Raw genomic sequence first — 24,329 nt, 5'->3', positions numbered from 1 at the left:
GCCTGCTGCAAAAAATGCAGCAGCCTATACAGGGCCCTTCATGCGCTACCTCGCTTCCATTCGATACATCGATGCCGTGGTGAAGGCGGGCTCGATCCGGGCCGCCGCCGATACGCTCGCGATCACTTCGACGGCGCTCAATAGGCGCATTCTCGCCATGGAGGAGGAGCTCGGCGTGCCGATCTTCGAACGCTTGGCCCATGGTGTGCGCCTATCGGCCGCCGGCGAGATCTATATTCACCACATTCGCAACCAACTCTCGGACATGGAGCGGGTGCGTTCGCAGATCGCCGATCTCTCTGGCGTGCGGCGCGGCCATGTGTCGATTGCCTGTAGCCAGGCGCTCTTGCCTTATTTCTTGCCGAGCCAGATCGCGCTCTATCGCAAGGAACACCCGAACGTCACCTTCAGTGTCCACTTGCGGGATCGCGAGGCGGCCGAGCACGCGCTCGTCGATCACAGCGCCGATCTTGCTATCGTTTTCGAACCTGTGCGCCTCACGGATTTCATGACGCTCATCCGCGTGCGCCAACCGGTGCATGTCGTGATGTCCCCCGATCATCCGCTGGCGGCGAGGTCGACGGTCAGGCTATCTGATTGTGTCGATTACCCGATCGCGCTGCCGACGACGGCCTATGGTGTGCGCCATCTGCTCGACATTGCCATGCGCATTGCCGGTGTGCGCCTCGATCCGGTTATCCAGTCCGACAATTTTGAATTCCTGCGAAACCACGCGGTGATGGAGAACATCCTCACCTTCCAGATACCGATCGGTCTCTCGGACCAAACCTCAACGGGCCGGATGGTCTCACTGCCGCTTGATGGACGCGATGTGCCCGCCGGCATCCTCTATCTCGGTCAGTTGAAGGGCCGCACCTTGCCAGTGGCTGCTGCACGCTTTGCGTCACAATTGACAAACTGCCTCGCCAGCCAGTTCGAAGTTTCTTGAAGCCCAGACGGTTTTCATCGGGGAAGGTACTCGATTGTATCTGGCGGCCAGAACTCCACTGATCCACTGATCCACTGATCCTCTGGTCCATGCCGCCGACGACACCGCTGCCCAAAGATTGAGTGATGCGTGCGGGTATGTGTTGAGCGCAGAGGCCCAGGTGCCGATCCTCGCCGCTGCCGGGAACGTCGAGTTTAGTCAGATTGCCGTGGCTGTGCACGAACGAACGCCCTTCGGCGAACAAGCGCTTCGCGACGACCGGATCGATACAGTCATCGCGCAGGACCCAGGCCATGCCGTGCGCAGCGCAATGCGCATCATGCGTGCCCGTTCGGATGCTCGCCAACCGCTTGCTGCCCAGGAAAAGATCCGCATCCAAACCCTGCTCAAGGAAAACCTCTAGACGCGGCATGGCATGCATGGAGCGCCTTGCGTCGGGCAGGCGCCGCAATCGGTTGCGAGGTCGGCGCCCCGTCAGGCTGTCTCCTGGAGCTGATGCATCTGCCGATCAAACCACGCCGGGTTCATGCGTCTCATTCAGGTCTCTCCGCGGGCAAGCAGCGTGTCCTGTGCACTTTCATAGGAATCCCGCAAGGAGCCATGCCCATCAAGTCCTTCAAGAGCGTAGCTGTTGAGGAACTGGCGTCTGGAAAACAGCTTGCGGTCCACCTCGGTCAGTTCGGCTTCATCGCAAATCGAGCGCCAGTTTTGCGCGATGGTTGTGAGCTGATGTTCGATAAGCTTAGACGCTTGTGCATGTGTCAAATGGTAATCGGGCGCCGCTGCGAGGCATGCGGAAAGCGTGCTTGCACGAAGGTTGCCCTTGATCAGCATGGCCTGAGTGGCCTCGCTGCCGGTGCGACCTTGCGGGCATATGTCGTATGCAGGCGTCAGCGTCAGCTGTCTGCCGTCCCAGAAGGCGGCATGATTGCGGGCGTGGTCGTCAGTATTGCCGCAAAGCACATTGAAGCAGATGCGGCCATAGAGTTCTTTAAGCGTTTCCTTCGGATCGCTGAAGCGGTGTCGAATGAGTTCTGCCAGATCTTCATAAGAGGCATAGCGCGCCATCATCTCATCGAGCCCGAGCATCGTCAGTGCCGACACCATGGAACGTCGTGTCCAGCCCGTTGCCGAGCGTCGCCGATCGAAGCGTTCAATCAACAGCACGTCCTTGTGGGCGGCTTGGGTTATCGACACAGGTGCGGTATTAAGGCCGCAGGCTGATGCCAGCCGCATTCCGATGAACTCCGCCTTTACGACGCTATAGGTGTCGTTGCTGGCGGAGAATTTTGCGATGAATTTCTTTTCATTGTCGTCGATGAGCGCCTTGGGCCGCGCGCCGCCAATCGATGTGCCATGGTTGAGAGCCTGAGCCAGCGCAGGCGTAAGCTGCATTCCTCTCTCAATGCGCGTCGCAGCTTCCATCAACTCGTCAAGCGATGCCTGCGCGGCGAGGCGAGGAACGTACTCGCTTGCGGACTGCTGGAAATCGAGCGCGCCGATCCGGTCCGATCCGGACTGCAGCAAAAATGTCAGTTCGCTGAGATCCGACACACTCGCTCCGACGGGCGCTTGTGCGGTCAGCCTGTTCATGATCACGCGGCGCCCCCAGGCGTCAGGCGATCCATCACGGATTGCGCTTGGCATGTTCAGCCCATTGGCAGGCTCGATAACGCCCTCCTGCAGGGGGAGCTCCGGATGGTAGATGGAGATCGCATTGTTACGACGCCTGTAACTTGCACCATAGATGAAGAGCAACTGGTCGCCATCCTGATCGAGGCGGCCGGCCACGACTGGCTCAGTGGCTCCCGGCAGCCATATCCAGACAAATGCCTCTTTTGCCTCTGCCTTAGAAGTCATCGTCAACATCCTTCACGCTGTGACGAACACTCTTGGGAAGCAAGGTCAGTTTTTCATCGAGATAGGTCATGCGCGCCTTGAGCGTGTTACGCTCATCATGGTCGAACAGACGAATTCCGACGATCGACGCGACTTCGAAGACAATGCCGATTTCAAGTCCAGGTGAACCCTTCTCGATGTTGAAAAGGGTTGTCCGACTGATGCCCGCGCGGTCAGCGAGTTCCTGAGCCGTGAGGCCGCGTTCGGTTCTAGAGACACGGATCAGTTTACCTAGGACGAGGAGGGCGTCTCGCGTAACCCTGGAATAGCTTCTGTTGCGCGGCATTGGGGTGGCGCCTTGTTCACTTTGCTGAGGCAGGGGCTCTTGGTCATCGTCATCGCGAACATCGTGACATGAGCTCATCACACTGTCAAACTACGTTCACTATAATGAACCTTAACTTATCTTGCGTCCATATTTATGAACGAACAGCGATGTAGCACCTGTGGAGGTGCATTTGTGTTTGAATACCTTAAACTGCGATCACGGTGTTGATGGCAAGACATTCCATCGACTGCCTATTGGCATAATCTGGGCGTAGCCTTAAGTTGTTCAATCGAGAAAACTTCCCCATATGAGAGCGCGAGGCAAGAAATCCAGCCGATTGAGCAATCTGGTATGTCAGGTCTTACAAACGAAGCCTGACGTCTCGACCCTTGAACACCGAGGCGACTTACTTCTGCGATTTGCGCGGCATGACCCATAGCGTTTAAAAGCCGCCCTCGGCCGCCGGCACTGTTTGAGAACGATGCGGAGAACCCGCGTATCTCCAAACCGCCAAACTGAAGGCAAAAGGGGAAATAGTTGATGGGTGTTCGCTCAGTTTACGCAGCACCTCAATTGATTGCGAATTCTACCGGGAATTCCCCAGGTGGGTCACTCGCAGCGGCAAGAGCTATAGTGAAGTGCTTGGCCGGCTTACCGTAAGTGAAGACACTGGTGCTCGATTAATGGCTGTAGATGTTGTCCGTCGCCCAGCCGGATGGGCCTAAAGCAGTTTTTCTCCTCTGCGTGACATGCGGTTAATCAACCTGCCTGTACTGACACCAATCAGCACGCCGAATGCCTTGACCAGAGCATCATGAAACTGGGGGTGCCGCGTTACGGAAAAATACTGAGCCAGCTCGATCAAGAAAACGGCCAGAATCAACGCGAGGGCAATTGGAAGTATCCGGCGCGGATAGGCGATCGCGAACAGCGCCGACATCACGACGAAAGCAATCGCTCGATCAAGATCTGCCGAGGTTATCGTCGAGGGTCTCGCCCCAATCGGTGCTACCGTGACAAGATGATGACGGCCAACCCTGTCCCGGCGGCAAAGCGGACGAAACTGCGAATGGTCGGCAATCCATGACAAAAAATACGCATACCAGCGGCAAGGCAAGAAAGCCGCCAGCGACGAAAGCCAACCGAGCCGCAAGAGCTATAATCTTGGCAGGCTTGCGATATCGCAGCTCCACCAGCGCTGATCAATATCCGCCAATGCAGGGTAGCCATGCGCCCTTCGACCCGGCATGACCTGAGACACAACGACCATCTCAATTTCTCCTAGTAAAATTGCGCCTTGCCCTGCTCAACCCATGGCCTGCCGCCCGCGATCAACCGAGACACACGCGACCGGCATATGGCTCAGATCACGTCGATGTTCAGTCATCGGGATCATCCGGCGCACCTTGTCAACGGTTGCTCGGTCAATCTCGACGTCGACGACGCCGATGTCCTGACCCGCCCTTGCAATGATCCGCCCCCAGGGATCAACCATCATGGAATGCCCGAACATCGCGCGGTCACCACCATCTGGAGCCCTGTAGCTGCCGCATTGCCCACAGGCAGCAAAGAAGCACTGGAACTCGATTGCGCGAGCCCGGCATAGTATCTCCCAATGGTCCCGGCCTGTCTGCTCAGTGAAAGCGGCTGGCAGGATCACCAGATCAACCTCGAGGCTCGCCAGCCGATCGAAGAGGCGCGAGAAACGCAGATCATAGCAGATGGCACAGCCGATCCTGAACCCGCCGACGTCATAGACAAGCAGCCCATCACCCGGTGCCACAACTGCCGATTCAGCATAGCGCTTGCCGTCAGGTGCGGTGATATCGAAGAGGTGGATTTTCCTGTAGCAGCCGACTTCACGCCCCTTGGCATCGAAGACGATGGTGGTGTTGAAGATCGTCGGATCATCAGGGCGTCGCTCAAGCAGGCTACCGGCATGAACGGCGACACCTGTCTCGCGAGCAAAGGCACGCACCATTTCATAGGCTTCACCACCGGGCACAAGATCGGCCGCCTGGCGCTTGTCCTCTGGCGTCCCACCCGTCCAGTCGAAATGCTCCGGCAGGACAAGGAGATCCGGTTTTGCCACAGCACAGGCGTCGCGCATCAAACGCAGAGCCTGGGCGAGGTTGGCTGTGCGATCCGGCTGCGAATTCATCTGAATGAGTGAGATCTTCATGATTGTTGATCGCTTTCGAAATCAAAGATGGATAGGCCCTCGGCCAGATGGGCGCGAAGACGTGCCGAACGTTTCTGTCGCTCGATGGCAAAACGGGCGAGTGCCTCCATACGCTGCCGCTCAGCCACAAAGACACCTTCGTGATCGGCGAGCACGGCATAGCCTGGCAGGACGGCGGTAGCGCCACAGGCAATCGGCAGATTGATCGAGCCGCCGACGGCGATCTTGCGGTTGGTGGTCCGTGATGAACGACCGCGGCACCAGACGGGCAGGCCGACCGCAACGATCTCCTCAAGATCGGTTGCCGGCCCGTCGATGATAATGGCTGCAGCTCCCCGCGCCTGAGCGGCAAGCGCAACACCGCCACCGACACAGGCGATGTCATCCCGGTCGACCCGCGAGATGACCATGATGTCGCCGGGCTGAATGAGATCGATGGCCCTGTAGATCACAACGCCGTCGCGACCGGGTGCTGCCACCGTCAAGGCCTGGCCCGAAACTCGTGCAGGCGTGATCGGCAAGATGCCGTCTCCGACAAATCCTAAATGTTCGACATGGCCGATCGTGGCGGTTTCGGTCTGCGAGAGCAGGTCAACGAGCGCCTTCGACAAAGGAGGCTGGTTGGGCTCGACCTGATAGTCTGTTCGCATCGTCTTCTCCTGCTCTCGCATTCCCCCGCCTCAGACCGGACGTTCGCCCGACGTGGTCGTGCGATGCATGATGCGGATGGTGTTGGGATCGAAGCCGTCACGACGATGCATGGTGCAGCGATTGTCCCACATCATGATATCGCCTTCCTCCCAGGACTGGACGAAGATGTCGCTCTGCCCTGTCGTGTGCGCCCAAAGCTCTTGCAAGAGGCCGAAGCTCTCATCCTGCGGCATGCCGACGATCCAGGCACCCTCGAACGTGCCACCGAGATAAAGTGCCTTGCGACCCGTTTCGCCATGGGTGCGGACAAGCGGATGAACGACCCCGTCCCATTCGCGGAAGTCCTTTGACTTCGGCTCCTGCTTGTTGAGCCGGAGCTTGCCGGTCTTGTCATAGACATTCTGGAAGAAGATCTGTCGGCCGGTCACGGCCTTTTTCAGCGCCTCAGGCAAGCTTTCATAAGCGAGATAGGTGGAGAGGAAATAGGTGTCACCACCAGAGGGCGGGACCTGGATTGCCCGCAAGATGGCGCCAGCCGGCGGACGCTCGTAGAACCAGGTATCGGTATGCCAGGTCGCTTCGCTATTGCCGAGTGCACCGCTCGGCTTGCCGTCCTTCATCTGGTTGGAAATGACGAGGATTTCCGGATGGGTGGGGTGCCCGCCTTCCTGCAATTGCTTGGGGTGAATGACGAAGTCCCCGAAATACCGCGAGAAGCGCACTTGGTCAGCGTCGCTGATTTGAGTGCGCTTGAAGCGTAGCACGCCATATTCGAGCCACAGCCGGCGTAGCTCCGCGATATCGCGGTCGTCATAGTCGTGAAAGTCAAATCCCTCGACTTCAGCGCAGACATTTGTGGAGTTCTGCGTCGCGTGGATCTTTTCCTTGAGCATCATAGTCCTGTCTCCTTGAGATGCGGCGAGGAAGTCCTCAACCGATACGGCACCCAGCCGTTGTCAAACCCTAGGCCGGTCCTTGCCCGGCGCTCCAATAGCGATCGGCCGCGATTGATAGGCGCGGCCAATCGCTCAAGCCTTCAGGAAGAAAGCAGCCGGACATCCTCCGGCGCCACCGACAGCCAAAGCTCACCGCCCGGTGCCGGCAGGGCGAGACCTTGAGAGGCGCTGCAGACAAGGGTGATCAGAAGATCGGCAGCGAGCTCGACAGAAAGCTCCAGTTGAGCCCCGAGATCGACGACCCGCCTCAGGCGACCAGTAAGCCGGTTCGGTCCATCCCCTGCCGCAGTCGAAAGATGCAGATGTTCGGGACGAATGCAGACAAAGCCTGTTTCCGGTGTCACCTTCTTGCCCGCAGAGACCAGCGAGATGCCGCTATCGGCCAGCATCACCTCCGTGCCTCGCCCGGTCGTCTTCCAGGAGGAATAGGGAATAAGGTTCGAGCGCCCGATAAAGTCCGCAACAAAGCGGGACTTCGGATTGCGATAGATCTCGCCTGGTCGTCCTTCCTGGGCAATCTCGCCACCCCACATGACGATGATCCGGTCTGACATTGCCATGGCCTCTTCCTGGTCATGGGTGACATAGACAAAGGTCATGCCAAGCTCTGCCTGGATTTCCTTCAGCTCGATGCGCATGGCCTCGCGAAGCTTCAAGTCCAGATTGGAAAGTGGCTCATCGAGGAGGAGGACGGAGGGACGTGGTGCGATTGCTCGGGCCAGTGCCACCCGCTGCTGTTGGCCACCGGAGAGCTCGCGCGGATAGCGCTCGGCAAATCCGGACAGATGAACGCTTTCCAATGCCTCAGCGATGCGGCCCGCGATCTCCTCTTTGGGCACCTTGCGCATCTTGAGCCCGAAGCCAACATTCTCCGAGACCGTCATATGCGGGAAGAGCGCATAGTTCTGAAAGACGAGGCCAATATTGCGGTGTTCAGGCGAGACCCGCACCTGGCTCTTGCCGCGGATCCTGATGTCACCGGAAGACGGTGCGGCAAAACCGGCAATCATGTTTAGTGTCGTTGTCTTGCCGCAGCCGGAAGGCCCAAGAATGCTGACAAACTCGCCGCACGGGACGGACAGGCTGAGATCACGCACAACAGGCACTGCGCCATAGGACTTGGTCACCGACTGGAGTTCGATATCGAGCGGGGTCATTTGCTTCCACCATGGAGTTGGGCGGAAAAACCGCCGATTTTTTCAAAGATGAAGATTGCCGCCAGAATGAAGATCATCGAGGCGACATTGACGGCCGCCATGACCGGATCGAGGCTGTATTCGAGGTGATTGATCACCTTGATCGGCAGCGTGGTATCACCCGGCCGGACCAGAAAGACCGAGAGCGGGATGTTGTTGAAGGAGATGATGAAGGCGAAGGTAACACCGGACAAAAGGCCCGGCTTGATCAGAGGCAGCAGTATGTAACGCAACCGATCAAAGCGACCGGCCCCTAGTATCTGGGCCGCCTGGTCGAGCCCCCGGTCGAAATTCGCAATCGAACCGGCGACCATGCGCGTGACAAATGGCAGGGTCAGAACGACATGGGCGGCAATCAGGGCCTCCGTCCCGAGGAACTGCTGCAGGCCCAGTTGCGAGATGAATAGGACGACCGCAACACCCTTAACGATCTGCGGCACCGAAAGCGGCGACAGCAGGAAGGACATGACGACATCGCTTTTCGGAAAGCGCTCAAAGACGATGGCATAGGCCGCCATCAGTCCCGCCAATCCACTGATCACACTGACGATCACGGCAATCTTGACGCTGAGCCAGAAGGGTTCGAGCCAGCGTGGATGCACGAGATCCCCATACCAGCGAAGTGTCCAGTTGAGGGGATTGAGCGTCACCTCGGAGGTCGGACTAAAGGATGCAGCGAGAACCACGATGATCGGCATGGTGATGAAGACGAGGACCGCAACAAGCGATACCCAGAACAGAACACTGGAGAGACGGTTCATCATGCAGCGCCTCCTCGGCCACTCAGCCTCATGCGACGACGTGCCTCGAAGCGGATCCCGAGAAAGGAGACCCCGAGCATCATCAGAAAGAGGGCATTGGCCATCACGGCCGCAAACGGCCAGTTGACATAAAACAGCACCTGTTCGGCGATCATGGTCGCCAGCACCTTGAACCCCGCGCCACCCAGCAGGGCAGGGGTGGCATAGGCACTCGCGGCCATGGTGAAGGCAATGAGAAGGGAGCTGATGATACCGGGCAAGGAAAGCGGTAAGACCACATGGCGCATGACGCTGATCCGTGATGCTCCCAGAACCTGGGCTGCCCGCTCCAGATTGGGATCGATGCCTTGAATACTGGTCATCAAGGACAATATGCCGAAAGGCAGCACCACATGGGTCAGCCCGACAACCACGGCAAACATGTTCTTCGACAAGGGCAGGGGCGAGGCAATCAAGCCCAGATGCAAAAGCGCATCATTGATGAAGCCGCGATCCTCGAGAATGATCAGCCAGCCATAGGTGCGAAGAACGACGCCGGCGAGCTCAGGCGCCAGCGCCAGAGCAAAGACCAGTGCCCTGGTCCGTCCCCGCGCCCGCGCCAGGTAATAGGCGACGGGATAACCAAGCACCGTGACGCAGACCGCCACGCAAAGCGACATCACAACCGTACGAAAGATACCCGGCAATGACAGACCATCGGTCAAGAAGCGTTGGTAGCTTGCGAGCGACGGCAGGCCTGATACGGGATCGGTAAAGCTGAGCCCGATCATCATGCCCATCGGCAGGGCAAAGAAGATCAGGAGCATGAGGACGGAGGGCGAAAGCGCAAGATAAAGATGCGCCGGTCCCTTTGCCCGCGGCAGCGCCGCGGGCAGGACAAGAGAGAGACTGCTCATGACTGATCCTCACCGCGCCGCTGACACGACGTCACGATCCCAGCGCTCGGACCATTCGGGCATGCGTGTCGCCATGACAGTCAGATCAGGCAGGAGAAGCTGATCAAGCTCTTCCGCGCTGATCTGGCGGGACAGAAGCGCCTCCGGCACAGTAATATCACTGCGTGCACTGCTGACACGGTAGCCTTCAACCCAGGCTTCCTGGCTGGATTTCCGAAGGAAGAAGTCGATGAAGCGATAGGCCGCGTCCTTGTTTTCAGCACCGACCGGCACGCTCAGCGTCGCAATCAGTGGGATCGTACCCTCCGCAGGGCGGACGTAATCAACAGGTGCACCGGAATCGACAAGCAGCTGCGCCCGACCATTCCAGAACGGCATGGCCCAGACGGAACCGTCCCTGATATAGCTTTCAAGAAGGGCCGAGGACTGCTCAAAGCCAATCGACTGACGTGCCACAGAGGCCATGGCAGCAAAACCAGGGTCAAGATCATCGACCAGTCCGCCACCATTCATCACCGACATGACCTGCAGCAGATTGACCGCCATAACATTCTGGAAGGTCGGCAGGATCACCCGGCCGTCAAGAGCCGGATCCAGCAAGAGGTTCCAGGAGGATGGCACGCCTTCGACATGATCGGTGCGGTAAAGCAGCGACATGTACTGCACTTCATGCACAGCCCCACAGGGCCCTGCAACAGAGCTAAGGCGCGGGGACAAGTGCGAAAGCTCACCAATCACATCAACCGGCAGTTCCGCAAGCAGACCTTCCTGACATCCCTGCAGAGCCTGGGCTGCCGTCATGACGACGACATCAAACCCCGGCCGCCCGCCCGTCGCCTTGATCTTCGCATAGTCCTGCGACGAAGACCCAACCGCATCATAGACCACACGAATGCCGGTCTCAGCCTCAAACGGCTCAATGATCCGAGAGCGGATAATCTCCTCATAAGGCCCGCCATAGCTGTTCAGCACCAGCTGCTCTGCAGTCACCGAGCCGGCACCACCCACACCACCCACAAAACCAAGCAACGGAAAAAGACCGACGATCAGCCGTCGCATACGCATATCCATGGTAGCTCTCACTTTCTTCTGGTTGTTCCCAGTGAGAAAGTGCCGTCATGGCTGCAGCCGGTCTAATTCATGAGATGATAGATTGATCTAGAAAACAGATTGAAAGCGTCCCGAAAGGCTGTCCATTGAGGGACTGCGACATTCGGCCAGCCGTTATTCCTTGACTGATTGAACCTTCCTCAGGATGTGGCATGGATCGAATTGCATTACCGTTGCCAACTCCAGAAACTCAATCACATCCAGACGACGTTGGCCACTTTCAAGTCTGGCAACAAAGGACTGATATTCACCGATCCTTTTCGCCAAGTCTGTCTGCGTCCACCCCATCTGTTCGCGGATGGATATCAGCGTGCTTATAAGCGCTGCGTGGCTCTTCGTTCCGAGTGTTTTCACTGCTTGCCCCATCGTAAGTTGCGAGGAGCACTTCCATTATATCTGAAAATCAGTTATCTTAAATTCAGATATTCCGGATCTCAGTTGAGAGGATCAAATGGAACTCCGCCAACTCTCCTATTTTGTCGCCGTTGCCGAGGAACTGCACTTCGGTCGTGCCGCCATGCGGGTGAACATTGCCCAGCCGGCGCTGAGCACGCAGGTCCAGGCGCTGGAGAAGGGGCTTGGTGTGCAACTGCTGACGCGCTCGACCCGCAAGGTGGAACTGACGCGGGCAGGGGAGGTGTTCTATGATCGCTGTGTCAGAATGCTGGGAGAACTGGATCTGTCAGCAGAGATGGCGCGTGCGGCAGGAGGCAGAACCATGCGGGAGATCAGGATCGGCACGATCTATCCGGCAACGACAGGCGTGCTGCCAGCGTTCCTCGCCCGGATCGGGCGGAAGTTTCCCGATATCCGTCTGCATGTCTCGAACGGCTCGACATCAGAGATCATCCGGCAGCTCGAATGCGGCAAGCTGAACCTCGGCTTTATTCGGCCTGTCGAGAATATCGGCTCGCTGCGCTTCTTCTCGATCGCCCATGAGCGGTACCTGCTGGCCGTGCCGATGGGAAACCCACTTGCCTCGAAGCACGAGGTGACGATCGAGGATTTGAGGGCGGAGAAGATCATCGCCTTCAAACGACAGAACCTGTCCTTCACCGAGCGCTATTTCGCCGAGACCTTCGACGAGCACGGGCTGAATGACAATGTCGCCTATACCTGTGACGACACCTTCTCGCTGATCTCGCTCGTCTCCTCAGGCCTGGGAGTTGCCTTTGCGCCGGAATGGACGGGAGAGCTGCCGGGGAGGGACGTCGTGCTGAAGAAGGTGACAGGGATCGATCTGAAGATCGGGCTTGGTGTCGCTTGGAGCAAGGATGATCCGACGGCAGCACGCGATGACATCATTGATATAGCAAGGACGCTATCGCGGCCCCGAAGTTAAGACCTGCCAGCCAGTCGAAAGCAACCAATCCTCACAGGCAAGTTTGTGACCGATCTCAAACCTACAGCGGATCGCCATTCCCCAGTTAACTATATGAATTTGTTAAAGGTGCGACCTGGAATTTGTTCGCCAGCCGTTCTCCCGCCTCGATTTGCGAGGTCTTTTCGTGCCACCTTCTGCGTGTAGTGGTTCGCCATCTTGAGGTCGGACCAGCCGAATGGCCTGCTACCGGTTTCATGGGCATCCAGTTAAGGTGTCCCTTTTGAAACCGGAGAGCATGAATGCAAAGACGAATATTCAGCCGCGAGTATAAGCGTGAAGCTGTGAAACTGGTCAGGGAACGTGGGGTCACTGTTGTCCCGGCCAGTTATGGATGGTCTTGTGCAAGCGCTACAGGCGCTGCCCCACCTCGCCCGCCGCTCGATCACGTTCGACCGCGGCACAGAGTTCACAGACTGGCCTTATCTGCAAGCCAGCATTGGCACGCAGACATGGTTCTGCGACCCTCAATCGCCCTGGCAGAAAGGCACGGTCGAAAACACCAACAGGCGAGCGCGAAAATGGCTTTCGAGAGAGGTCGAGCCCTTATCCGTAACCGACGCGGAACTGATCGCGATCTGCAATCAGCACAATGAGATTCCGCGTAAATGCCTGGGATACAGGACACCGGCAGAAGTCTTCCGCAAGAAACTGCTCGCACAGCTGAGGCATGCCGTATAGCTTCGCTCTGCCCGCAAGTCGCGCTTCAGCATGAACTCACACGCACAAATTGGCGATCGTAAACGGGTGAAGGATCTCAGTCCTTGGGCCAGTCTGGAGGAGATGATATGCGAGATTGGAGGCTGACTGTGCCCCAAAACGCGTAATTCGCAAACTCGCAACTGACGATGCCTGACACACCAGAGGGTGCGTAAAGCCCCATTTTTGGAACCAAAGGCAAAGATCCCCCAGATTGACCGATTGGAATATCGGTCAGGCCGACAATCTGGATGCCATCCAGCCATACGTCAATTTTTCCGGATTCGCCAAGCACAACGCGTCGCACCAGATCATGGACGACGTCTGTCAATATTGGCTGGTCATAGCGCACCGTACCGAAATTTTTGTCACTCGCCGCTCGCGTAACAATTCGCAGGTTGCCTCCTACGAAACGTGTGCTCAGGATTGGGGAGCCGGGGAGATCCTGATCAGGAATCTGATCAATTACGATGTTCCTGCTGCCGAGGCCGACGGGGTCCGTCGGGGTTGCAAACTTGAACTGCATCGCGGTCCAGTACTCGGTTCCATAACGCAACGAGGCGTTACCCACCAATGTGGACCAGAAAACTTCTGCTCTGCGCTTATATTCCGGGTCGTTTGGACGGCGGTCCATGACCGTATCACGCAGCTCAAAACGTAACTTCGTTTTGTCTATCGATTGCTGGAGAGAATATGGCATGTCCTGGAAGGATACTGCGCCTGTGTGGACGCCTATCGTTAACCCTAACCAGGAAGTACGAGAGGTCGAGAGACCAGAAGGCTTCAAGATTGGGTAGTAGTCCCTCGACGATGGTGCGTGTTCCTCGGCGCGCGGTCTTGGCACATACGCCACGTTGACCAACGGGCCACCCCCAAGTCGTTGATCAGCTTCCACCTGGGCAACTGTGTGTTCAGCTAATATTTCCATGGAATCAGTATCCGAATAACTCACAATGCTCACCCGCCCCACGATTACGGCAATATTGGGGGGGGGGGGGGGGGCGGGGGCGAACTGTACCGTTTGACTTCGGATGTAGAGACTGCGGCGACCTCTCCAGTTCCATTCCTGGTCCTCACGTGTTCGCCGATTCAATGCCTGCGATTGATCGAGATCCCTTTACCTTTGCCCGATCGCCTCGCGCACCTCCTGCTTGGCGCATGGCGCTAGGCGCGGCGTGGTTCGCCGGCCCGGCGGGCCTAAAACGTCAGTCCGCTGAACCGGCCTCTCGAGTGTCATCCAGCGTCACCCGAGAAAACTTGCTCGGTATAGAACTGTCCACGCGGCGGAAGGTCACCGTGTTAGTCGCCGGCTTCAGGAACTTCGGTTGATGAGGATTTATATAAAAAGCGAATTGCGTCAGGTGTTCATGTTTGAACACAGAGCAGTAGATAATCTGATCACCGTTCAGAAGTCTCTGACTTCTATTCGGGTTCCTCCTGAACTGATTACCGACTGGTTCGTCTTCCAAAAAACCTGCTGGGCGGAGTTCCCAGTTGCTATCAACGTCCAGCTTTTTAGTCACCGCCGTCGAATGAGATTAAGTTTTTGATATCATTAAGACCGACCAGTTTTGTTTTGCGCAAATGCTAAAGTGCGTCGCCGGGGTCGCTCCACCATTATTGCAATACATCAGTATGTTATTGCGCTGCCCACAGGCGACGCGCTCTGCGAGTACATACAGCTCGATCTGGTATTTGCCGACCTCGCGCGCCAACCTAGAGCGCGTCCGCTCTACTCGGGGTCATATCCGCTGGATTTGAAGTAGTTGGCGCATTCTTGTGGTTCGAACAGCGTGACGATCTGGCCGACGGTATTCCATAAGCCCTCGACCGTTCGCTCAGCTTTGGCGCGCAAGACCGCCTTGAGCTTCGCGAAGGCCTTCTCGATAGGATTGAAGTCTGGAATGTCGGGAGGAAGGTAGAGCAAACGGCACCCCTCGCCTTTGATTGCGAGACGCACGCCCTCCGCCTTATGTGCCTGCAGGTTGTCCATGATGACGATGTCGTCCGGCACCAAGGTTGGAATGAGAACCTGTTCGACATAGGCCTGGAACGCGACGCCATTCATCGCACCGTCGAGGACCATGGTAGCGGTCATGCCGGATAGCCTGAGCGCGCCGGTAAATGTCGTTGTTTTCCATTGCACGTGCGGGACCGATGAACGGCATCGATCTCCGCAAGGGGCTCGTCCGCGAAGCCGAGACATTTTTGTGCCCAGGCTGGTTTCATGGATGAAGACGAGGCGCGCTGGATCGAGATCGAGCTGGCAGTCGAACTAATCCCGGCGACGCTTCAGCAGGTCAGGACGGTCCTGCTCCATTGCATTTGAGGTCTCTTTTTGAAAGTCCAGCCGCGCTTTCGCAGCCAGACGTCAAGCGCACTGCGGCCGATCGATACGGCTCTGTCCTCATGCAATCGCAGAACCATATTGATAAGCGTGATGTCCTTTTCTTCTCCGATCATGCCGATGATGAAGTCCTCATCAGCATCCAGGCGCGAGCCGCCGCGTCGGCCCTGCTTTGCAGGCGTCAACCGACCCGCCCGTGCGCTGGCGATCCACGCGATGGCCGTTGAAATGCCGACTCCAAATCGGGCCGCTGCTGAGCGTGCCGACATGCCACCCCGTGACGCAGCCAGAACGCGGCTAAGCAGATCATCACTGAAAGCTCGGATCATATTGCCTCCGACCAAATCACCAGTGGGAGGGAAGGAATCAGAAATTCGGTAGCCAAGGGAATCCACAACGCGCTTCCGCTTTCAATGGACGTGCTCTAGTGGCTTCTCGAGATTGATTGAAAGACGCGAATGCCGCGCGGGCTAGGATGACCGTCAGAAAGAGGCTTACGAGCGTTGTCCAAAACATAGCCTGAGCCCAGAATGCCATGTCAATCTGCGCCTGAAGGTCTCGTAACTCTCTGGCCGCTAGCAAGGATTGCGTTAAGGCGGAGATAGCCCCCCCCCGCGTCGATCAATGAATCCCGCCCAAGTGTATGATGGCCATAAAACTGAATGCTAAATCCCGGACACGATCTCCCACTTGTAAATTGTTAGGAGTATGTACACATTATGACCAGTCACATCCCCAAAATAGAAGTGCTGTCCGGCCGTGAGCGTCGCCGTCGCTGGCCGACAGCGGAGAGGCTGCCGATAGTCCACGAGACCTACGAGCCTGATGTCACGGTGAGCATCGTGGCGCGACGGGATGGCATTCAGCCGAACCAGTTGTTTGCTTGGCGCAAACTTGCAGCGCAGGGTGCTCTGACGGATACAGCATCGCAGGAAGAGGCCGTTCATGCATCCGAATACAGAGCGCTTCAGAACCAGGTGAAAGAGCTGCAGCGCCTCCTCGGCAAGAAGACGATGGAAGGCGAAACGCTCAAGGAAGCGCTTGAAATCGCATCAGGGTCAAAAAACACCTGTTGCGCTCGCTCTTGTTGCCGAAGGACGGTTCGCGATGACGAAGATGTGTGAGACCTTGGATGTCGCCCGATCCAACATCACGGAATCTGTGAAGCAACGTCCCTCCAAAGCCAGAGGGCGTCCGCCGCTTGCTGATCGGGAGCTGGTGTATGAGATCAAGACCATCATCGACGATATGCCCACCTACGGATATCGCAGGGTCCACGCCATCCTTTATCGGAAAGCCCGCAGCGAAAGCCGACCGTGGCCAAATGCCAAACGCGTCTACCGGGTGATGAAGGTTCACGGCATGCTTCTTCAGCGCCACACCGGTGCTCTCGACACCCGTCGACACGATGGCCGCGTTGCCGTCGAGCAATCCAATCTGCGCTGGTGTTCAGACGGCTTCGAGATCGGCTGCGACAACAAGGAGAAGGTCCGCGTTGCGTTCGCGCTCGATTGCTGTGATCGCGAAGCCATTGCCCATGTCGCGACAATAGAGGGTATCAAAAGTGAGGACATCCAGGACCTGGTCATTACGGCTGTGGAAAACCGCTTCGGTCTCATCAACACCCTTCCAAAGCCAATCGAATGGCTGACTGACAACGCTCCTGATTCATCGCAAAGAACACAGGTCACTACTTATCGATATCGGCTTGGAGCTGTACTCCGCGCCCATTCTCAGCCCCCAATCCAACGGGATGGCAGAGGCTTTCGTCAAAACGTTCAAGCGCGACCACGTCTCAGTGAACCCTCGACCTGACGCCGAAACCGTTATCGCGCAACTGACCTCATGCTTCGAACACTACAATACCCTTCACCCGCACAAGGCATTGGGTATCGCTCGCCACATGAGTTCTTAAACCGTCAAACCGAAACCTGATCCTGTCCGGTTGTTAGGGGGTAACTCTACCAAAAGTATCGCCAAACCTGTAGCCTTCTCTGAAATGTTCGTCACCTACAGGAACTCGAGTCTCGAGCCGAAAGAAGCGAACGTGCTCAGAAGCCCTTGCCACCCTTCAACTCCGACCAGATCGTGCCGAAGATAATCTTCAAGTCTAAGATGAAGGAAAAATTTTCAACATAATGTAGATCAGCATGGACGCGGGCTTTCGCCTTCGAAACCTTGTCGGTAGGCCCCCTTAAACCCCTCATCTGTGCCAAGCCAGTTAAACCTGGGCGCATCTTGTGACGCTGATGATAGGTCGGTACGAGTTCTTCATAGAGCATTCCACCTGCCAACATGCCAATTGCATGACAGCGCGGTCCAACGAGCGACATGTCACCAATCAACACGTTGAACAACTGCGGCAATTCATCGAGATTAGATTTACGCAAGAAGGCACCTAGTCTGGTAATCCGAGGGTCATCTTTCACGGTCTGTGCAACGCCAGAGGAGTCACAAAGATCTGCACGCATAGAACGGAATTTATAGATACGGATCTTCTTGCCATTCATTCCCCAGCGCAACTGCGAAAAGATCGGCGAGCCGGGGCTCTCAAGCCGCACAAGGATTGCTATCAATAAAAGTGCAGGCATCAGTAGAATGAGGACCGAAAGTGAAGCCACAACATCAAGCGCCCTCTTCAAGAGAAGGTCCATAGACTTAGGTCGGCGGAAGCCGGATCCACCAATCGAGGATCCAAACGCATGACTATGACCAACGGCGCCCAGCTCTGCCATATCTCAAACTCTGAATGTATTGATCGTAACGGGACAAGAAAAGACCGCCTAGCCTCTTCTAAGAAAACACTTACTGCAGTCAAAACGGTCAGTCACTAGCAAACTTAACAAATAGTTAACTTTGGTCGATAGCCACCAGCAGAATGTTGCAATGCAGCAACGCTACACATCTTTGCAACAAGTGACGATAACATTTTGGGCAACCGGCGCCAGGTTTTCAAGTAGATGTATTGGAACCTGATCCTGCAGAAGCTCGGGCAATCCTCCCCCGTGAGCAAGTTTGGCTTCGAGCTCGATATCCTGGCCGACTACTCTCTCGCTTAGATCAAGAAGGCGGAACGTATTGAACCGCAACGGGTTTGCCGGAGGCCATTTCGTTTAAGCTATGCGGCCATGGCTGCTTCGTCCAGCATGGCGTAATGTCGCTCTTCAGCTTCGGCTGGCGGTATATTCCCGATTGGCTCCAGGAGACGCCGGTGGTTGAACCAGTCAACCCATTCCAAGGTAGCGAACTCGACCGCTTCGAAGCTCCTCCATGGTCCGAGTCGATGAATGACCTCGGCCTTGTAAAGACCGTTGATCGTTTCTGCGAGGGCGTTGTCGTAACTGTCGCCGACGCTTCCGACAGATGGCTCGATACCTGCTTCTGCCAACCGCTCGGAATAGCGGATGGACACGTATTGAACACCGCGATCCGAGTGATGCACGAGGCCGCCGCTATGAACGGGACGCCGATCATGAAGAGCCTGCTCCAGGGCATCGAGGAGAAAGCCAGCATGCGCCGTCCGGCTCGCCCGCCAGCCGACGATGCGACGAGCGAAGACGTCGATGACAAAGGCAACGTAGACGAAGCCCTGCCAGGTGGCGACATAGGTAAAATCCGAAACCCATAGCCTGTTTGGTGCAGGGGCTTTGAACTGGCGGTTAACCCGGTCAAGCGGGCTCGGGGCCGACTTGTCCGAGGATGTCGTGCGGATCGGCTTTCCTCGGATGATCCCCTGCAGGCTCATCGACTTCATAAGTCTGGCGACACTGCAGCGGGCGACCTCAAAGCCTTCACGCTTAAATTGCCGCCAGACCTTGCGAACGCCATAGACGCGGAAGTTCTGTTCGAAGACCCGACGTATCTCGATCTTCAGGCCGATATCGCTGCGGGCGCGGATCGACAGGCGATCCACGTCCGGGCGTTTGGCGACATTCTCGTAGTAGGTTGATGGGGCGATCGGCAGCAGTCTGCAGATCGGCTCGACCCCGAACACACCACGGTATTCGTCGATGAACGAAATCATCGCTTGAAGGGGCGGTCGAGCTTCCTCTTACCCGACAGGCGAATGCTTGCATTCGCCGTTAGGGGCCATGGCGAAATAGGCCGACGCCTTGCGCAGAATCTCGTTGGCCTGACGAAGCTCGCGGTTCTCCCGCTCAAGAGCCTTCATCTTCTCGGCCACATCGCTCGGCAAGCCGGCGCGTTTGCCGCTATCGACCTCGCTCTTCTTCACCCATTCATGCAACGTAGCTGCCGAGCAGCCGATCTTGGCCGCGATAGATGAAACGGCCGCCCACCGCGACGGGTGGTCTGCCTCGTGGTCCAGCACCATACGGACGGCACGGTTGCGGACTTCAGGTGAAAACTTGTTCGTTGTCTTGCTCATGATGGCTCCACTTTCTCAGAAGTTGAAGCCTCCGGCAAACCCGGTGCGGTTCAACGCCTCGGGACAACATAGTCTGGAGCCATTGCCCGATTGGCGTGTCACTTTGACTGAGCGTGTGCATTGCCGCTCGAGCGCCATGGACCAGCAAAGTTCGCAGATAAGTGTTGCCGCGCTTTGTTATCCCAAGCAGACGTGCCTTGCCTCCGGTGGTGAACTGTCGTGGCACAAGCCCCAACCATGCTCCGAGATCTCGGGCATGCTTAAAACTACCGGCGTCACCAATTGCGGCAACGAGTGCCGTAGCGTTGAGTACGCCGATGCCGGGAATCGATGTCAGGCGGCGCATCGCGATGTTCTGCCTGGCGAGTGCTACGAACTCAGCGTTCAATGCCTCGATCTTCTTGTCAAGCATTCGCCACTCGTCCCGCAATTCGATGACCAGGCTGCGGATGCGCGGTGACATAATCTCATCAGCTTCGGAAAGGAGACCGTCCAGAGCGCACTGGAACTTCATGCGGCCCGCGGCGAATATGACACCTCTCTCCAGGAGAACCGCACGGAGCTGATTGATCAAGGTCGTTCGCTCCGCAACCAGCCGGGATCGAACCCGATGCAACGTCTGGATATCCAACTGCTCCTGGCTCTTCAGATCGACAAACCGCATCGTCGGTCGAGATGCCGCCTCGGCAATGCCCTCGGCATCTCTGTCATCATTCTTCTGCGCCTTACATATGGGCGGACGTATTCCGGCGACATCAGCCTGATCTCATGGCCTCTCGCGGCAAAGAGCCGGCCAAAATGGTGAGCACCACAGCAGGCCTCCATCGCGATAACGCAGGCTGGCAGCTTCTCAACGAGTTCAATCAATGTCTGTCGCCGCATCGTCCGGCGGACAACTACGGCGCCGCGATCATCTACCCCAACAACACTGCAGCTGTTCTTCCCGATGTCGATGCCCAAGATAGAAATCTGCATGGCTCTGCTCCTTTCCCTTCAAGAAAGGGACATCATACTCGATGTCCTCGGAAGGGCGGGCCATCCCATAACCAACATATTACCCCTGTCCTGTTCATAAGGGGCATTTCCAAGTCCTTCTCCAGACCACAACATGTGATTTAGGCCTATTCAACTACGCAACACCGCCAAAGATATGACGCTCCTCAGCATCTGCTTTGAGGCCTCAACGATTTTCACAGATTCTTGAGGTATGCTTTCTCGCATGTCAATCATACTTAATTCATCAGAAACGCAGAGAACATTACCTTCAAGTCGTATCTCCTGGAAAACACCGCGTACTTTCTCTCCACTTTCATCATTTAGGACGGCAAAAGGAATGCACCCACTAGCCATCGCCATTAACAAGGCATGAAGTCTGTTAGAAAAAATAATTGAACAATCAGCATAAACAGTTCTGAAGTCATACGGGTCGTTTACAATCTCCATAAAATCCACATCGCCGTCTCCGTCGGCCCCAAACCGGTCGGCAAGCTGTCTCATGAAGCGTGCATCTGACTTTACTTGCGAAACGAACCTCAGCGGATTCTTGGGGTAACGCTTCTTCACAGCGTGAACGAAAAGCGTCACCTCCTCTTCAGAAGCATGCTTACCGTCCGTACGAAACGATAGAGCAATTCGCGCAGGGGTAGGAACAACGTCTGTGCGCGAAGCAAATCCTAACCTGTCAAAATTTAGATTAAAGGCAAGATCTGGCATAAGACCTGCAATCTTTATACCTAGTTTCGTTGCATACTGAAGACTCATCTGATCACGGACAAAAATAGCGTCTATAAATTTCGAACGCCCACGAAGTATTTTCACATATCGTGGCCCAAGATGCTCGAAACTGACGCCAAATTGTACCAACCTGACTCCAGAGATACGCATAATTGCGAGATAACCGTTGTAAAGAACGTTTAACAGATAAAGGGCAAAGCTTTTTTCACCTCGGTTCCCACCGGGCATCAACACGTAAACTACCCGCTTTCCTAACATTTTATCCCTGACCATACTCATATACAGTCGAAATGGCCCCATCCGACGGACCGCCACGTTTGGCAGCTCATTGATGCTCAAGCTGTCTACAAATGCAGTTGGAGCACCAGATACGTCTACGACAACATCGGAAAATTCTGTAAGTATTTTGAGTAACTCTTTATTAATAAGGGCATCACCAACATTTAAAAAATTTGTCTTTAAATAGATATAGCAAACGACACTTTTACTACGATCTTTACTCAACATCTGATTCCGCTCCAGCCGAGGATTGCCACTTTTTGCGCTACGATTAGCCAGCAAAGACAATTTCCTCGTAGATATTAATTACCCGCGAGGTAACTGCGTTCGACTCGAAATTTTCCCAGGCATGCAGTCTCAGGGCTTTGGACATTTCAGTCGATCCAGTAGGATTGGACATAATTGAAGTTACAGCATGAAGCATTTCTTTCGCTGACGGCTCGCTTAGCATATAACCCAACTCGCCATGCTTTATCGCGTCGAACGTGCCACCCGCTTCAGTTACGACGGGTATCAAACCCGCACCCATTGCCTCCATTAGAGCATTTGGCATCCCTTCTGGATGGCTTGTCGGCATGAGAAAGATATTCGCATCAGAGAGAGCCGCCAATTTTGTTTCAGCTTTTACATATCCAACGAAATTCACACCATGCGCAGCCTGACCTAGCGAAACCGCATAGTTCTCCCAGTCGACACGCTTCGGTCCATCACCAGCCATGACTAAGGTTGCATCCGGGTAAACCTTTGCAATCTCGACGTAAGCATCGATAGCAGCAATACCGCCTTTACTATCTATGAAACGTGACATGAAAAGCATTCGTGGGCTATCGTAAAACTTGAAATTTGAAACAGGCATGTATTTACCATCAAACATGGTAGTCAATACATCTATGCGGTGTGTCGGGAAAAAACGACTAAGTTCAGTTTTGAAAGACGGAGCCAAAACTATGAATCCGGCTGAGTTGGAAAGTATCCACCTGGCGATCTTCCCCACAGGATTGGACTTAACGAAGAAGAACCGAAAGGCGTCCCAATCCCACCCGCGAAAAAAAACGACAGATTTCTTTCGAAACATGATGCATATCAGCAAGAATACAAGCGTTCTGACGAATGAGCGTTTGTCAAGTGACGGATTCACATGAATGAGGTCGTAGTCCTTCTTTGCAAATCCGATAAAGGCAAAATAATCGGACAACAGCCGGAGCGACCGGGCAAGGGCACCACTTTCAGTATCTCTAGGCCCCACCGTAAATAGGTCGATCTGATGGCGCGCACCGGCCTTCTCCTGCATCATACGCAGAAAATTACTTACCCCACCAATCTGGCCAGCAGAGTGTCCCATAACTAATACTTTCATCACTTTACCCCAAGAGTTCATTTTTTTGGTTCGGCAACTTCAGGCATTCTGCCGCGCATAAATTTGGCATACCATAGATAGCCAGCAAATAAATAAAGAAGCATCGGAAGCGGCCGCATAAGTAGCCCATTTCCAATCAAAGACGACGCTATCGTTGCGACCAATACGGGGATAATTATTTTACCGAATAGGCGTGGAAGATATGCGATAGTCACCAAAAGGAAGACAAAACCAACCAGACCATACTCGATAAGATATGTAATGAATGTATTGTGTGCCGTTGCTTCATAGGTCCACATCGCACCTCTGTATACGTCAGAGCCCGGGCCACTACCTATCAACATCTCGAGAAGTGATCGATGAGAAAAATCGTCTATTCGCCCAAGCCATGTACCAATTCGTCCGGAGCCCATTCGATAAATATCTACGTAACCCATTAGATCTATATTATAGAGAATCTGACGAGCAACAACATAAGCAGATAACATGATACCTAGAACCACTGTTGCAGTTCGCCACACCAATGCTACGCGATGGTCAGACACAAGAGCTCCCGCGCAGAACGCTAGGAAAGTTAATATAGCCTGTGAAGACCTTAGACCGAGCAAAATGTAGATAGAGATGCAAAATGTCAGCGCCACGAACCACGTGTACGGCTGCCGCGACTTCGCAGGTATCGTCACAAGACATATTATCGCGAGGGCGCCGATGTAATAGCCTGTGGAATGAGGGCTTTCCTCGATGAACGGCCACAAGCGCGGTTGCCTATCGCCAGCATTTGCGAAAAACTCACTTTCGTGAAAATAGGCGGGACTATTGAGAACATAGAGGAGAGACAGCCAAACCAACGCGACTGCAGTGAAATGAATGCGGTCAAAGTTCGTCCGCTTTGGAACCATGTAGAACGTCAATAGAGCAAAAATAGGAGCGAATCGCCGGAAAGCTTCAGAAAGCTGGAAGGTTTCAGAAATCGAAGAAGAAAAAGAAAAATGCATCAGGTATAAGACCGAAATTAGCCCAGCTACCTGATGCCTCCCCGATGTTCCAGTGAACGCGGCCAGAACAAATACTATCATACATAGCATAAGACCAAATTGCGCAAGCGACGATATCGCGCCACTGAGTGAAGGTGGAGCTATCATGTGGCTAGCTTGAGAGACGACTAGCAGCCAACATAGAGCGGTCAATGCAGCTGATAAAGTATTCGAGCTTCTGTGTTTAGCCGCTCCACCGTTATCTTTATCATGCCGCCAACTTGTTTCACCGCTAACTAGCAA

19 protein-coding genes, 5 pseudogenes and 1 other annotated feature are annotated in these 24,329 nt (G+C 55.4%); of the genes and pseudogenes, 5 read left to right on the top strand and 19 right to left on the bottom strand.

Features of this window, described 5'->3' with window-relative positions; translation table 11 throughout:
* Positions 1 to 40 precede the first annotated feature (40 nt).
* Positions 41 to 949: a LysR family transcriptional regulator gene (locus BSY240_RS23335; protein ID WP_069044317.1), complete on the top strand. Its 909-nt coding sequence runs from the start codon at positions 41 to 43 to the stop codon at positions 947 to 949.
* 142 nt (positions 950 to 1,091) lie between these two features.
* Positions 1,092 to 1,352, top strand: a complete 261-nt coding sequence (locus BSY240_RS23330; RefSeq protein ID WP_069044316.1) for a hypothetical protein — start codon at positions 1,092 to 1,094, stop codon at positions 1,350 to 1,352.
* Positions 1,353 to 1,486: 134 nt separating this feature from the next.
* Here the strand turns inward: BSY240_RS23330 and BSY240_RS23325 are convergent, their stop codons facing one another.
* From BSY240_RS23325 to BSY240_RS23275, 11 genes are all read right to left on the bottom strand, one after another.
* Positions 1,487 to 2,809 (bottom strand): type II toxin-antitoxin system HipA family toxin, encoded by a 1,323-nt coding sequence (locus BSY240_RS23325; protein ID WP_069044315.1) that lies wholly within the window; start codon positions 2,807 to 2,809, stop codon positions 1,487 to 1,489.
* A complete protein-coding gene (locus tag BSY240_RS23320; RefSeq protein WP_069044314.1) occupies positions 2,799 to 3,134 on the bottom strand; it encodes a helix-turn-helix transcriptional regulator in 336 nt (111 codons plus the stop codon). Before BSY240_RS23320 ends, BSY240_RS23325 begins: the two co-directional genes overlap by 11 nt.
* 703 nt (positions 3,135 to 3,837) lie before the next feature.
* Entirely contained in the window at positions 3,838 to 4,269 is a 432-nt protein-coding gene (locus BSY240_RS23315; RefSeq protein WP_236759403.1) for a VanZ family protein, read from the bottom strand.
* Positions 4,270 to 4,422: 153 nt separating this feature from the next.
* Positions 4,423 to 5,298 carry a carbon-nitrogen hydrolase family protein gene (locus tag BSY240_RS23310; protein ID WP_069044313.1) on the bottom strand — a complete coding sequence of 292 codons (876 nt, stop codon included), beginning with the start codon at positions 5,296 to 5,298 and terminating at the stop codon, positions 4,423 to 4,425.
* Entirely contained in the window at positions 5,295 to 5,948 is a 654-nt protein-coding gene (locus tag BSY240_RS23305) for an RraA family protein (RefSeq protein WP_069044312.1), read from the bottom strand. The genes BSY240_RS23310 and BSY240_RS23305 overlap by 4 nt, the downstream gene beginning before the upstream one ends.
* A gap of 30 nt (positions 5,949 to 5,978) precedes the next feature.
* Complete coding sequence (locus tag BSY240_RS23300; protein WP_069044311.1) at positions 5,979 to 6,845, bottom strand: TauD/TfdA dioxygenase family protein; 867 nt, start codon at positions 6,843 to 6,845, stop codon at positions 5,979 to 5,981.
* 140 nt (positions 6,846 to 6,985) lie between these two features.
* On the bottom strand, positions 6,986 to 8,062 hold the full coding sequence (locus BSY240_RS23295; protein WP_069044310.1) for an ABC transporter ATP-binding protein: 1,077 nt from the start codon (positions 8,060 to 8,062) through the stop codon (positions 6,986 to 6,988).
* Complete coding sequence (locus BSY240_RS23290; RefSeq protein WP_069044370.1) at positions 8,059 to 8,862, bottom strand: ABC transporter permease; 804 nt, start codon at positions 8,860 to 8,862, stop codon at positions 8,059 to 8,061. Before BSY240_RS23290 ends, BSY240_RS23295 begins: the two co-directional genes overlap by 4 nt.
* Complete coding sequence (locus BSY240_RS23285; RefSeq protein WP_069044309.1) at positions 8,862 to 9,758, bottom strand: ABC transporter permease; 897 nt, start codon at positions 9,756 to 9,758, stop codon at positions 8,862 to 8,864. The genes BSY240_RS23290 and BSY240_RS23285 overlap by 1 nt, the downstream gene beginning before the upstream one ends.
* A gap of 9 nt (positions 9,759 to 9,767) precedes the next feature.
* A complete protein-coding gene (locus BSY240_RS23280; RefSeq protein WP_083229801.1) occupies positions 9,768 to 10,823 on the bottom strand; it encodes an ABC transporter substrate-binding protein in 1,056 nt (351 codons plus the stop codon).
* 159 nt (positions 10,824 to 10,982) lie between these two features.
* The gene (locus BSY240_RS23275) at positions 10,983 to 11,156 is read right to left on the bottom strand and encodes a helix-turn-helix domain-containing protein (RefSeq protein ID WP_442856023.1); all 174 of its coding nucleotides are present in this window, start codon (positions 11,154 to 11,156) and stop codon (positions 10,983 to 10,985) included.
* Positions 11,157 to 11,319: 163 nt separating this feature from the next.
* Here BSY240_RS23275 and BSY240_RS23270 point away from each other — a divergent pair, with 163 nt between their 5' ends.
* On the top strand, positions 11,320 to 12,210 hold the full coding sequence (locus BSY240_RS23270; protein ID WP_069044306.1) for a LysR family transcriptional regulator: 891 nt from the start codon (positions 11,320 to 11,322) through the stop codon (positions 12,208 to 12,210).
* Between the two features lie 357 nt (positions 12,211 to 12,567).
* A pseudogene (locus BSY240_RS23265) lies at positions 12,568 to 12,930 on the top strand (IS30 family transposase); the annotation flags it as partial.
* A gap of 76 nt (positions 12,931 to 13,006) precedes the next feature.
* Here BSY240_RS23265 and BSY240_RS23260 read toward each other — a convergent pair.
* The gene (locus BSY240_RS23260; RefSeq protein WP_083229792.1) at positions 13,007 to 13,876 is read right to left on the bottom strand and encodes a heparin lyase I family protein; all 870 of its coding nucleotides are present in this window, start codon (positions 13,874 to 13,876) and stop codon (positions 13,007 to 13,009) included.
* An 804-nt stretch (positions 13,877 to 14,680) separates the two neighbouring features.
* Positions 14,681 to 15,624: pseudogene (locus tag BSY240_RS23855) on the bottom strand (IS630 family transposase).
* A gap of 390 nt (positions 15,625 to 16,014) precedes the next feature.
* On the opposite strand from BSY240_RS23855, the pseudogene BSY240_RS23235 reads away from it, so the two are divergent.
* Positions 16,015 to 17,230 (top strand): annotated as a pseudogene (locus BSY240_RS23235) (IS3 family transposase).
* Positions 17,231 to 17,346: 116 nt separating this feature from the next.
* Here the strand turns inward: BSY240_RS23235 and BSY240_RS23230 are convergent.
* From BSY240_RS23230 to BSY240_RS23200, 6 genes and pseudogenes are all read right to left on the bottom strand, one after another.
* Positions 17,347 to 18,030, bottom strand: a complete 684-nt coding sequence (locus BSY240_RS23230; protein ID WP_069044301.1) for a sugar transferase — start codon at positions 18,028 to 18,030, stop codon at positions 17,347 to 17,349.
* Positions 18,031 to 18,413: 383 nt separating this feature from the next.
* Positions 18,414 to 19,682, bottom strand: a pseudogene (locus tag BSY240_RS23225) (IS3 family transposase).
* Positions 19,245 to 19,401, bottom strand: a sequence feature (AL1L pseudoknot). Its footprint overlaps the pseudogene before it by 157 nt.
* A pseudogene (locus tag BSY240_RS23215) lies at positions 19,651 to 20,657 on the bottom strand (IS110 family transposase). Before BSY240_RS23215 ends, BSY240_RS23225 begins: the two co-directional pseudogenes overlap by 32 nt.
* A gap of 150 nt (positions 20,658 to 20,807) precedes the next feature.
* The gene (locus BSY240_RS23210; RefSeq protein ID WP_069044298.1) at positions 20,808 to 21,923 is read right to left on the bottom strand and encodes a polysaccharide pyruvyl transferase family protein; all 1,116 of its coding nucleotides are present in this window, start codon (positions 21,921 to 21,923) and stop codon (positions 20,808 to 20,810) included.
* Positions 21,924 to 21,966: 43 nt separating this feature from the next.
* Positions 21,967 to 23,052, bottom strand: a complete 1,086-nt coding sequence (locus BSY240_RS23205) for a glycosyltransferase family 4 protein (RefSeq protein ID WP_069044297.1) — start codon at positions 23,050 to 23,052, stop codon at positions 21,967 to 21,969.
* Positions 23,053 to 23,069: 17 nt separating this feature from the next.
* Complete coding sequence (locus tag BSY240_RS23200) at positions 23,070 to 24,047, bottom strand: hypothetical protein (protein WP_150127585.1); 978 nt, start codon at positions 24,045 to 24,047, stop codon at positions 23,070 to 23,072.
* Positions 24,048 to 24,329 lie beyond the last annotated feature (282 nt).

This window comes from Agrobacterium sp. RAC06 (assembly GCF_001713475.1).
Classification (GTDB): domain Bacteria; phylum Pseudomonadota; class Alphaproteobacteria; order Rhizobiales; family Rhizobiaceae; genus Allorhizobium.
This window is presented reverse-complemented; position numbering and strand designations above follow the sequence as displayed.